Annotated in this window: 11 protein-coding genes; 1 reads left to right on the top strand and 10 read right to left on the bottom strand. The window is 32.3% G+C overall.

All coding sequences use genetic code 11. The features are described from left to right. Nucleotides 1-8: 8 nt before the first annotated feature. The gene (locus FUA24_RS16955) at nt 9-944 is read right to left on the bottom strand and encodes a pyridoxal-phosphate dependent enzyme (RefSeq protein WP_148544234.1); all 936 of its coding nucleotides are present in this window, start codon (nt 942-944) and stop codon (nt 9-11) included. A 98-nt stretch (nt 945-1,042) separates the two neighbouring features. Between FUA24_RS16955 and FUA24_RS16950 the strand changes: the two genes are divergently transcribed. After that, on the top strand, nt 1,043-1,348 hold the full coding sequence (locus FUA24_RS16950; protein WP_148544233.1) for a rhodanese-like domain-containing protein: 306 nt from the start codon (nt 1,043-1,045) through the stop codon (nt 1,346-1,348). Here the strand turns inward: FUA24_RS16950 and FUA24_RS16945 are convergent. The 9 genes from FUA24_RS16945 to alaS form a co-directional block, all read right to left on the bottom strand. Then, complete coding sequence (locus FUA24_RS16945) at nt 1,343-1,957, bottom strand: DUF4230 domain-containing protein (RefSeq protein WP_148544232.1); 615 nt, start codon at nt 1,955-1,957, stop codon at nt 1,343-1,345. The genes FUA24_RS16950 and FUA24_RS16945 overlap by 6 nt on opposite strands. A 277-nt stretch (nt 1,958-2,234) precedes the next feature. Then, nucleotides 2,235-2,885, bottom strand: coding sequence for a response regulator (locus FUA24_RS16940; protein WP_148544231.1), 651 nt, complete (start codon nt 2,883-2,885; stop codon nt 2,235-2,237). After that, nucleotides 2,882-4,828, bottom strand: coding sequence for a tetratricopeptide repeat-containing sensor histidine kinase (locus FUA24_RS16935; RefSeq protein WP_148544230.1), 1,947 nt, complete (start codon nt 4,826-4,828; stop codon nt 2,882-2,884). The genes FUA24_RS16940 and FUA24_RS16935 overlap by 4 nt, the downstream gene beginning before the upstream one ends. A 19-nt stretch (nt 4,829-4,847) precedes the next feature. After that, nucleotides 4,848-5,117, bottom strand: a complete 270-nt coding sequence (locus tag FUA24_RS16930) for a hypothetical protein (protein WP_148544229.1) — start codon at nt 5,115-5,117, stop codon at nt 4,848-4,850. Between the two features lie 235 nt (nt 5,118-5,352). Continuing rightward, the gene (locus FUA24_RS16925; protein ID WP_148544228.1) at nt 5,353-7,194 is read right to left on the bottom strand and encodes an outer membrane protein assembly factor BamB family protein; all 1,842 of its coding nucleotides are present in this window, start codon (nt 7,192-7,194) and stop codon (nt 5,353-5,355) included. Between the two features lie 119 nt (nt 7,195-7,313). Then, entirely contained in the window at nt 7,314-8,069 is a 756-nt protein-coding gene (locus tag FUA24_RS16920) for a tetratricopeptide repeat protein (protein ID WP_148544227.1), read from the bottom strand. A 90-nt stretch (nt 8,070-8,159) separates the two neighbouring features. After that, entirely contained in the window at nt 8,160-8,657 is a 498-nt protein-coding gene (locus tag FUA24_RS16915; RefSeq protein WP_148544226.1) for a DUF6252 family protein, read from the bottom strand. Between the two features lie 39 nt (nt 8,658-8,696). Beyond that, entirely contained in the window at nt 8,697-9,662 is a 966-nt protein-coding gene (locus tag FUA24_RS16910) for a GSCFA domain-containing protein (RefSeq protein WP_148544225.1), read from the bottom strand. Between the two features lie 207 nt (nt 9,663-9,869). Beyond that, complete coding sequence (alaS, locus tag FUA24_RS16905) at nt 9,870-12,482, bottom strand: alanine--tRNA ligase (RefSeq protein ID WP_148544224.1); 2,613 nt, start codon at nt 12,480-12,482, stop codon at nt 9,870-9,872. Nucleotides 12,483-12,499: the final 17 nt, after the last annotated feature.

Raw genomic sequence — 12,499 nt, 5'->3', positions numbered from 1 at the left:
ATTTTTAATTAAAAAGGTAAATTACTAACATCTACATTACCACCCGAAATAATTACCCCAATCTTTTTGTTTTCAATAGTGTCTTTACTTTTTAAAAGTGCCGCAAACGCTACTGCACTAGAAGGCTCTATAACTATTTTCATACGTTCCCAAATAAGTTTCATAGCTTCAATAATTTCTTCTTCTTCAACCAAAACTATTTTTTCTATGTACTCCTTTATAATTGGAAAATTTCTGTCGCCTAAATGCATTCTTAAGCCATCTGCAATTGTATTTGTTTTAGAGTTAAATTCTATCTTTCCTGATTTTAAAGACCTAAAAGCATCATCAGTATGCTTAGGTTCTCCTCCAATAACCTTACATTTTTTTGCAAAAGCGTTTACAGCTAATAGAGATCCTGCAATTAAACCTCCTCCTCCAACTGGTATAAAAAGAAAATCCAAATCCGGATGTTCTTCTATAAGTTCCATAGCTGCTGTTCCTTGGCCATGAATAACATCATCATTATTTGAAGGGTGTAAGTAAACCGCTCCTGTTTCTTCTTGAATTTTTTGAGCAGCAGCTTCTCTTTCAGTAGCAGTAACACCACATTCGGTTATAATACCGCCGTATCCAGAAACAGCATCTTTTTTTACTTGGGGCGCATTTTCAGGCATTGCTATATAAGCTTTAACCCCAACACTTTTTGCGGCTAAAGCCAAGGCTTGGGCAAAATTACCTGAAGAATGTGTAACAACTCCTTTTTCCTTTTCTTCTTTAGATAAGTTAAGTATGGCATTAGTTGCTCCTCTCATTTTAAAAGCTCCCATCTTCTGAAAGTTTTCACATTTAAAGAACAAATCTGCATTGCACATCTTATTAATTAATTGCGATGTTAAAACAGGTGTATTATGAACATAAGGCTTTATTTGCTCATGTACTTTTAACAAATCTTCTTTAGTCATTACTTAAAATAAATTTAGTTGAAGATATTAAATTTTTACCGTAACCAATGTTACACTCTTTTATAAATTATCTTAGACATTTGTTTAAAATTAAAAGCATGAGCATCCTAGGATTTTTATTTAAAAAGAAGAAAAAATTAACTGAAGAATTTCTAAGAAGAAACGCCATAATAATTGATGTTAGAACGGCAGAAGAGTATGTTAATGGCGCTATTATAGGGTCCAGAAACTTTCCTCTGCAATCTTTAGGTAATTACATTAATGAGATAAAAGCCTTTAACAAACCAATTATTACCTGTTGCGCCAGCGGAGTACGTTCTGGAATTGCCAGTAAACTTCTAAGAAGACATAACATTGAAGTTATTAATGGCGGAAGCTGGCATAATTTAAATGCTAAATTATAACTGCAAATTTTGCAGCTGCTCTATAGATTGCATTGGCGTTTCATTATACGTTAACGTCCAGCCAAAGGAACTTGTTAAAATATAGAATTTAGACAATTCACTTAACAACCTATTTTTAGCATTACTTTTTAGTTCTGATGCTCCAATTTTTTGTGCCAACGATTTATTTACAACATCCTTGATTTCGTTATAATCTTTTGCTTCAAAAGGGTTCAAAAAATCTGCTTGAATATCATAATATTCTAAATCGGGTGAAATTTTAATTTCTTCTTCTGGAATACTTAAAATACGTAATGTCTTATTAGCTTCATCTACCTCAAATTCAATCTTACTTAAATCGTACTGAATAGAAACACTTGCATTAACTACAACGAGTGCCTTTTTTTCTGAAGTAAAATACGCTCCTAGAATTTCCTTTGAACTTGCGTAATTAAACACTTCACTAAAATGTCCTTCCGTAACAACTAATTTACCTACGTTATTTATTTGCTTTTGAATAAGTGCCGAACTTTCTTGTAACACCAGTTTGTCTTCCTGTTTTTCATTACAGTATTTAAAAGAGAAGAGAACAATTAAAGTGATTACAACACCAAATAGAATTTTTCGCATGTACTAATTTAGAAATAATTTAAAACCTGAGACCTTTGAACATTGAAAAATAAAAGTTAAACCACTAAAGATAAGATCTGGTTGTTCCTAAGGATTCGTTTAACTTACAATTTTGAATAAGCTTTTAATTAGGCTTCCCAAATTGAGTTTCGTCAAAAAAAAACATCAGTTTCCTTCGACGTATGAAGTCTAACTAATGTAATTTGGCAATGTAAATTAACATTACAAATATAAATTAGGTTTCCTGTTTTAGGATTACCAATAGGTTAAAGAAAAATTAAATTAAGTTATTTTTTTTTGCCTTTTGAACAGCTTCTAATTTATTATGTACTTGTAATTTTTTATAGATATTCTCAATATGTTTTCTAATGGTTCCAGCAGATACAATTAAGTTATCGGCTATTGCATTATAACTTAAACCTTTGCTTAAGTGTTCTAAAACCTCAACTTCACGTTTGGTAAGAATTATGTCTTGTTTCTCTTCTTCTTTATTTATTTCAATGGGATTACGAAGTAATTTAAGGGTTTTCATAGCTATTGAAGGTGTCATTGCTGCTCCTCCTTTTAACGTTTCCTTAATACCAATTTCTAAATCCTTGGGGTTTACCTCTTTTAACAAATAACCATCTGCCCCAGCCTTAATAGCTTTGAAGATGTTTTCATCATCGTCAAAAACTGTAAGCATTATTATTTTAATATGAGGGTATTTTTGTTTTACAATCTCGGTAGCTTCAATGCCATTTTTATTAGGCATTTCTATATCCATTAAAATGATATCTAAATTGTGATTAATTTGAAGTTTTTCTAATAAATCACTACCATCAAAAGCGGTAAAACTTACTTTAAAGTCTTCAAAAAAGGACAGTTTATCTTTAACCACCTTTATTAAAAAACTATTATCATCTGCAATGGCAATCTTTATTATCACGTATTTAGACTTAGACTAACAATGGTTCCTTCTCCAATAGTGCTAATATAAGATATATCTGCATTTATATCTGTAGCGCGTTTCGTCATATTATTTAGTCCGTTACCTTCTTCAACAGACTCTATATTAAAGCCTTTACCGTTGTCTGTTATGGTGAAATGTATTGTACTTTCTTTCTTTTTTATTACAACTTCAATACTGGAAGCTTCTGCATATTTTATGGCATTATTTACTGCTTCTTGAATTATTCTATAGATATTCATTCCCATTAATGATGAAAACACCGTAGCTCCTTTTGCATTATCGTTAATATCTATTTTAAAACGCATATTGCTAGAAGAAGCATTTGCTTTTTCTATAAAATTTGAAATTCTAGCTTTTAGGTCTTCTAAAGTTATTTCATCTTTATTCATAGCCCAAATGGTATCGCGGAGCTCATAAATAGTCTCTTTGGTGAAAGCGCTTATGCCCGTTAGCTTATCTTTTAGCTTAGCATTAGTTAATTTAAAACCATATTGGAGGTTTTCTATAGACGAAATAATAAATGTAAGTTGCGCGCCAATATTATCATGCAAATCTCTAGATATTCTTAGGCGTTGTTCCTGTAATTTATTGTGGGTTTCTATTTCTGCTAGTGCTTCCTTTAATTCATTTTCTTTTTGAAGTTGTCTGTTTTTTAATTTTTGTTGGTTGTATAGCAAATACCCCAAAATAGAAAGTGCTACAGCTAGGGTTATTAACCCTATTATCTGATTCCTATTTCTATCTAATTTCAACTCTTTTTCGGCAATTTCAGCTCGTTGTGATAGAATTTCTTTCTCTTTTTTCGCCGTTTGATACTTCGTTTCTAATTCAAAGATTGTTTTGGTTTTAGATTCCTCAAATAAACTATCCTTCCTAATTGTGTGTAATTCTAAATAGGCTGAATAGGCATGGTAATTCTTTCTTAGTTTTTCAACATCTGCTAAAATCCTATATGCCTTAACCTCCCATTCTTTAAACCCTTCGGACTTTGCAATTTCCAAAGCTTCTTTTCCATGGTTTAAGGCGGTAATAAACTTTTGTTGTTTTTTTAAGTTATTGGCCAACCCTATTTTGGTATGTACTAATTCATAGAGGTTTTTATCCTCGGTAAATAACTTAATGGCCTCTTCAAAATCTTCCTGAGACTGCTTATGTATTTTCAAACTGTCTTTTGCAAAAGCCATATTGCTCAACATGTATGGCACATATCTTTTATACCCGAGTTTCTCATAAAGATCTTTAGCCTCGGCACAAAACTTTATTGATTCTTTAAACTTTTTTAGATTTATTAAGACAGAACCGATGTTTCCTTTGGTAATAACAATACCGAAATCATAATTGTTATCGGTATATATTTTTAGAGCTTTATTATAATACTCTAAAACCTTTTCATATTCCTTTTGCTTTTTATAGACTATACCTATGTTGGTAAGAACCATTGGAACTTTATAAAAAGGTACCTTTTCATTTTCATATATGTTCAATGCATTAAAATAGTGCTCTAAAGACAAATCAAAATCGCCTTTTAGATCATATACAATTCCAAGATTATTATAGGAATCTGCAGCCCCTACTTTGTGCGCTATTTCTAGTTTTAAATCGAGACTTTTTTTATGGTATACCAGAGCACTGTCTAATTGCCCCATTCCATCAAAACTATTAGCCAAACTATTGTAAGACGCGGCAATAGCTTTCTTATTGTTTAATTCTAAAGCAACCTCAAGAGATTTCTTAGAATAGTACATTGAGCTATCTATGTCTACGTTTTTGTATTCCCAAGACAGTTCATTAAAAGCTTTTACTAAAACCGTATCATTTGATATTCTAGTTAATTGCAGTAAACTATCAATTACAGGTTTATTTGATTGAGAATGACTAATAAAAACAAAGGAAAAACAGATAACTAAGAAAAGCCTCATACCAATTTAGGGATTGTAATTATTTACTTTTATGTATTGAAATAAGCCAATCTAGTATGCTGAAAGACTTAGAGAATAATGACTGACTAAGGTCTTTAGACAGTAACTCTTTATTATATAATACCTTTTTACGTTTTTCTGCTGAGCTCAACTTTATTTTATAATTAGCATAGTTAGACTTAGCGCGTTTTTTTATGGATAATGTTTTTTTGAATATTAAAACAATAAAGAAAAGTGATATAACAATGAGTAAACCTAACACTATTTCAAAAGCAAATCTAGTAATCATAACCATATTTTTTTGCTTTGAAAACATATGGAATTAAGCGTAAAAAAAACACCAATTGCTTCTTTCTAAAAAAAGTTTTGGGCAATTGATGTTTTTGATACGAACTGATTAATAGCATTTTAAATCTACAATTTAAGTTAAATAAAAGGGCAAAATATCGACGAACAGTTATTAAAAAAGATTAAGCGCAATAATAAATTACCACGCCTAATCAAACAAATCTCAACAACAAGATTTATTTTACAAGATTGTAAGCAAACACGGTAGTACCATTAGCTAAGTAATACAAATACCCTCCAAAATCATCTACTTCGTAAACAGGTTTTTTATCTTTTAGTAAAATAGTCTTACCAACTTCGCCACTGTCTTTGTTTACTTTAACAAGACTTACACCATCATCTAATTTGGTTAAAATAAACTGATCGTTCTCTGTTGCTGAAGTTGCTTTAAATCGTTTTGCCATTTCATTAAATGAAGCTGTTCCTATTGCAGAGAACATATCTGCTGTACGCTTCATTTGTGCTCCGTATTGATTATACTGCCCTATATAATTTCTATTGGCTCCTGCTCTAAAACTGGCATCAGCAGCCATAGCTGTTGAGGCGACAGCTAAAGCTCCCAATGCTATTTTAGCAAACGTACTTTGTCCCGGTGATTTAAAATACTCATGAAACACTTCTTTTCCTTCAAAATCTAGCATCATTAAATTTTGACTAGAAGATAGAAGTAATCCGTTTTCTCTCACTTGAAACGCTGTAGGGTTCTCTTTTTCGTTGAATTTATAACTAGCCAAAGTGCTGATGTCCCCATTATTCTCATTTATAGCAATCAGCTCTTCTCCTGTACTTATTAGGTATCTTGCATGGCCTTCATCATACGTACTTGTAACAGATTTAGCCTTTTTATACTTAATTGGTTTGTTCCAAATAGATTCTCCTGTATCCAAGTTTACAATATTGGCATCTGTGTCTGTGATGTATATCATACCTTGTTTTGTAAGAGCCATGGTATGAATATTTGCACCAGTCTTTAATGGTTTTTTAAATAAAGGGGTTCCTTCATATGAGATTTTGTTAATACCTCCTTCTCCTATTCCAAACAAAATACCGTCTTCCATAATATAAAAGTGTTGTACATATCCCTTTGTTTTAGGTGCTTTCTCCCATAAGTCTTCACCTGTTGAATCTGATAAGAAAGAGATATTACTTTGTGCTTTAGCTGAAGCTAACTTTGCCAACCCAGATTTTCCGTTGTTAGCCACATTACTAACAATAGCCAATCCTTTATCGGTTACTTCAAAATTGGAAACTACACCTTTAAGCTTTTTTCCATCGCTCCATAATTGTTGCCCACTCCCACTTAATTTATGAATAACATGATTGCTACCCTTTCCTTGTACTGCGAACATAGATTCTCCATCTTTATCTGGAATTACGTATGCTACATTTTTTAAGTTTACTACCCAACTTTCAGCGCCAGTATTCATATCTATCCTATAAATCCCTTTAAATGTTGGCAGAATAACACCATTATTAATTATACTAGGTCTTCCCGTTAGAGAGTTAGAGCCTTTTAATTTAAAAAGCTTAATTTCATTTCCGTTAGCCATATCATAAATACCAACGGCTTGCGTATACTTTTCTTTAGCAGTTCTTTGCCCGGAAACTATAAGTCTATTTTCTGGCATTATTAGAGTTGGTCTACCAGCAGCCTTCCATCCATTAGCTTTTGTATCAAATAGTCTTTTTCCTGTAACAACATCTATTACACTTTGTTTCGCAGAAATTCCGCCAAATCCAGCTTGTCCAACCATAACATATGGTGTATTCGGCACAATAAACACTTCTTCTTCTTTAACTTTTCCGTAATCGTCAAAATTAAAAACTACGCCTTCTTGCCCTGGTTTTATTCCTGCTAGACCTTTGCCATGCATGATTAGCATTACCCCAGAACTTGTTAGCGTCATCTTTTCTACTTTTCCTCCTAAATCATATTTAAAATCTGGAGCTTCAGCTTTTTGCGCGTTAATCATTAGCGAACTAGCTAATAGAAAAACGAAAATTTTTAAATTCCTCATTGTTGAAATTGTTTAATGGTTAATAGCATTACAAAATTGTAATTTCAACAAGGGAATATCAATACGATGAATTACGTATATTCAAATATAGAAGTCTAGTAACATACTAATAAACGGCGCTAATACCCTCTTAACGCCTTAAGTTTAGCTTTCGTTTCTTTATATTTTTCTAAATCGTTAACAGAGAGATATAATTGTAATAGACCAGAGAGTATAGCTTTATCTTCACTTTTAATTTCTAAAGCCTTTTCTAGCGACTTTATGGCTTTAGCATTTAGGTTTTTTTCCTCCTTTTCAAAGGCATCATATTTGGAGTCGTTAAAATTTAATTCATTCATTTTCTTCTTTAACTCCACTGCTCTATTAACATAAATAGTGCCTTCTCCATAGAATGCCATAAAGCTTTTTTGATTTAATTTTTGGGCCTGTTTATAATTATGTAGCGCCTTTTCATAATCGTGTAAATCCGTATATAAATTACCTAAGTATGTATACAGTAAATCATTGTTAGGTTCAAGTTTCAACGCTTTTTCCACATAAACAAGCACATTGTTGTAATCGCGTTTTTTGGCATATAAATCTATGGCATATTTTAAGAATGTAGCATTATTAGGAAACTTTTTATGTGCGGTATTAACATATTTAATCCCATTATTTATACTATCTGTAATCATGTAAGTGGAGATTAGAAACTCATAATTTACCTCCTCTTTATATTTCTTGTTAATTAATTCTTTAAATACAGGAATTGCATAGTCATATGCTTTTCCATTTAACGAATCTAGTGCTTGCGTTAAACGTTGTAAGTTTTCATTTTGCCCATTTAGCAAGGTAACCGCCCCCAATAGTGCGCAACTTATAATTATATTTTTCATTTCATTTAGGTTTAAAACGATCTATCTAATTACAAATCAATTAAAAATTATATGGTGAAAAAATACGCAGATTTTCGTATTTGAGGAATATTAAAAATCGTAGTCAGCCTTAAAACTACCATTCTTTATTACCATAATTTGTTTGGTACCATGATAGTTGTAAACATGCAGGGTACTAAATTTTCCTTCGATTACTTTACCATCGTCATAAGTAATCTCAATACTTCCAGGTGTTATTCCAATTGAAGAAGAGGTTTTGTTTAAACTCCATAACGTTAGCAACACACCAGTATCATCCGATAATGCATAATTAACAATATTCTCATTTTCCGAACTATCACCAATTGCATAACTTCCAACGCCTTGGTAATTTTTTAAGTTAAAATTTATAGCGCTATTGTTTTCCGAATTTTCACTACTTACTTGGATACTTTCTCCTAAATGAACGGCTCTAATTTCACTAGCTTTATACGCGGTATTTTCAATGATAGCCTTAAAAAACTCCTTTTCGGTCTGATTATTATCACCTGAGCAAGAGATTAAAGCAAATACTATGGCAACATATATGTAATTGAATTTACGGTTCATTATCCCGACAGAATTTACAACCAAAATACTAAAAAATTTCTAAAATTTTATGGTCGGAAATCTGTTTTCCAAATCTTTCTTCCTGTTATACAGGTTTTTAACAAATTTTTGATGTGCTTCTGAATTGGGATTAAAGGGTCTATGAAGAAGTCCCTTTTGAATGATATCCACCTCTTCCATAACTTTTTGAGCTTCTTTAAAAACCCATACCTCCTTAAACTTTTCCCAAATATAATTTACGGCGGTTTGACTCGGATGAATCATGTCTTCTGCGTAAAATCGATAATCACGTAACTCATCCATCATTATTTCATAAGATGGGAAATAACTTAAATCAGTATCTTCTTTTGATTTATAGCTTTCAACTACCTGATGCATTGCTGCTAGTAAATGCGCCTTACTTCTCATATTTTCTATAAATCCATCCTTAAGATGCCTTATAGGCGAAACAGTAAATATAATTTGAACGTCTGCGTTAACTCTTTTTACTAAAGCAACTATTTTTTGAAGTGATTCTAAAATATCTGTTACCGACAATAACTTTTTACTAAACTGTCTTTGAGGCACTTTATGACAATTAGCAACAGACTTTTGTGTTTCTAAGTTGTGATACACCCAGGCAGTTCCTAATGTAATAACGATATGTGTTGCTTTTTTAAGTTGATGGTAGCTTGCGTCAATATGATTATTTAAGTCTTTAAGTAAATTATCTTTTGATGGATTACTTAACTTAGAGTGTACATCAAAACAGTGCCATTGTTCATTATGAAAAAAGACCTCTTTTTCAGAATAATATTCTAAGTTAAGCGATCTTTCAATTAGTTTTTCAATGGCTTTTGGGTGAAATAATACCCCAAATGGGTTAACCAAATTTTTAAACTTAAAATACCCCAACTTCTCACCAATATTTTCTACAAAACAAGAACCCAATAATAGAATGTTAGACTGGTAGTCTATAAGATTATTAGAGTGTTTAGATAGTGGTATGTTGGTTTGAAGATTCATTTTTTATCGCAATTAAAACACCACCAGTAAATATCCTCTGAGTCTTTTAATTCTATTTTCTTATTACCGTTAAGTTCTTTGGATTCATCTTCTGTTGCTTCATAATTACAATTGAAACAACGTCAAATTGTTCGTTCCGATATCTTTTCATCTATAATCCAAGAAAAAGAATCGTTACTACACTTTGGACATAACTGGGTTGCCATTTTAATTTAAGTAAGCCTTAGCTTCTCTTAAAGCCTCTTCAATACCTTCTGGCTTTTTACCTCCAGCCGTTGCAAAGAAAGGTTGACCTCCGCCACCTCCTTGGATGAATTTACCAAGCTCTCGAACTACTTGACCTGCATTTAAATCTTTATCGGTCACTAATGCTTTAGAAATATAACAGGATAATAATGCTTTTCCTTTTTGTTCGGCACCAAGTAATAAGAATAAGTTATCAAACTGGCTACCTAACTCAAAAGCAACATCTTTTATACCTGCTGCATCTAAATCTACTTTCTTAGCCAAAAACTGAACGCCGTTTACATCTATTAATTCTCCTTTTAACTCTCCCTTTATATGCTTTGCCTTATCTTTTAGTAGCGCCTCTATTTGTTTTCTTAAACTAGCATTTTCATCTTGCAAGCTTTGCAGTGCTTTTACAGGTTCTTTTGCATTATTAAGTAAGTCTTTCATTTCAAAATACGCACGGTTATTTTCATGATAGAAATCCTTAACAGCATCATTAGTAATGGCTTCAATTCTTCTTATACCAGCAGCTACAGCGCCTTCAGAAACAATTTTAAAGTGCCAAATATCTGAGGTATTTTTAACGTGGGTACCACCGCATAATTCTATAGACTGTCCAAAGCGAATAGCTCTTACCGTATCACCATATTTTTCTCCAAAAAGCGCCATTGCACCTTCAGCAACGGCCTCTTCCATAGGTATATTGCGTTTTTCTTCTAGAGGTAACTTTCCATCTATTCTAGCATTTACAAAGTTTTCCACATCACGCAATTCATCAACGGTTAACTTAGAAAAATGCGAAAAATCGAAACGTAAATATTTAGAGTGTACTGCACTCCCTTTTTGCTCAACATGAGTCCCTAAAATTTCGCGTAATGCCTGATGCAATAAGTGGGTTGCTGTATGATTACATTCTGTTCTGTAGCGTTGTTTAACATCAACTGCCGCTTTAAACGTCTGATTTAAATCTTTAGGTAAGTTTTTAGTGAAATGAATGATTACATTATTCTCTTTTTTAGTATCAAGAATGTAAACAACATCTCCTCTTGAGTTTTCTAAATACCCTTTGTCTCCTACTTGCCCACCTCCTTCAGCATAAAAAGGGGTTAAATTAAATACTAATTGATACATATCACCTTCTTTTTTAGAGGTAACTTTTCTGTATCTTGTTATTTTAACATTTGCCTCTAGAGCGTCATATCCTATGAACTCTTGTTCTGCATCATCCTCTAACACCGTCCAATCATCAGTGCTCATTTCACTTGCAGCTCTAGATCTATCTTTTTGTTTTTGAAGTTCTTTATTGAAACCTTCTTCATCAAGTTTAAGTCCTTTTTCTCCAAGAATTAAGGAGGTTAAATCTATAGGAAAACCGTAGGTATCATATAACTCAAAGGCCTTTTCACCAGAAACAGTATCACCCTTGGCCTCTTCTACAATTCTGTTTAAAAGAATTAAACCTTGCTCTAACGTTCTTAAAAATGATTGTTCTTCTTCCTTAATAACGTTTTCAATAAGTTGCTTTTGAGACTTTAATTCTGGAAACGCTTTTCCCATTTTTTTACTCAAAACATCAACTAATCTGTAAATAAAAGGTTCTTTTTTATCTAAGAAAGTAAAGCCATAACGTACAGCTCTTCTTAAAATTCTTCTAATGACATAACCTGCACCAGTATTGCTTGGTAGCTGCCCGTCTGCAATTGAAAAAGCTACTGCTCTTACGTGATCTGAAATAACACGAATAGCAATATCTACTTTTTCATTTTTATCATAATCCTTACCAGTTATAGTTTCAATCTCTCTGATTAGAGGTGTAAACACATCGGTATCATAGTTAGATTGTACACCTTGTAACACCATACACAAGCGTTCAAAGCCCATACCAGTATCAATATGTTTGTTAGGTAACGTTTCTAAAGAACCATTTGCTTTACGGTTGTATTGCATAAAAACAAGGTTCCATATCTCAACTACCTGAGGATGATCCATATTTACTAAATCTTTCCCATCTATTTTGGACTTTTCTTCAGCAGAGCGAATATCTACATGAATCTCACTACAAGGTCCACAAGGTCCTTGATCTCCCATTTCCCAGAAATTATCTTTCTTATTTCCTTTTAGAATACGGTCTTCCGAAATATGCTTTTTCCAATAATCATAAGCTTCTGTATCCATTTCAGTTCCATCACCTTCATCACCTTCAAAAACAGTAACGTATAGAATATCTTTATCTATACCGTAAACTTCCGTTAATAACTCCCAAGCCCAAGCAATTGCTTCTTCTTTGAAATAATCACCAAAACTCCAGTTTCCTAACATTTCAAAAAGCGTGTGATGATAAGTATCATAACCAACTTCTTCTAAGTCGTTATGTTTACCAGATACACGTAAACACTTTTGAGTATCTGCAATTCTATTACTCTTAGGTTCTGCATTCCCTAAAAAATACTCTTTAAAAGGCGCCATACCAGAATTTACAAACATTAACGTTGGGTCATCTTTTAACACCATTGGTGCAGATGGAACTATGGTATGTTTCTTACCCTCAAAAAAACTTAAAAACTTAGATCTTACCTCTTGTGATTTCATTCTTACAGATATCCTGT

Source organism: Seonamhaeicola marinus, from assembly GCF_008085455.1.
The sequence above is the reverse complement of the archived record's forward strand: the minus strand, read 5'-3'. Positions and strand labels throughout refer to the sequence as shown.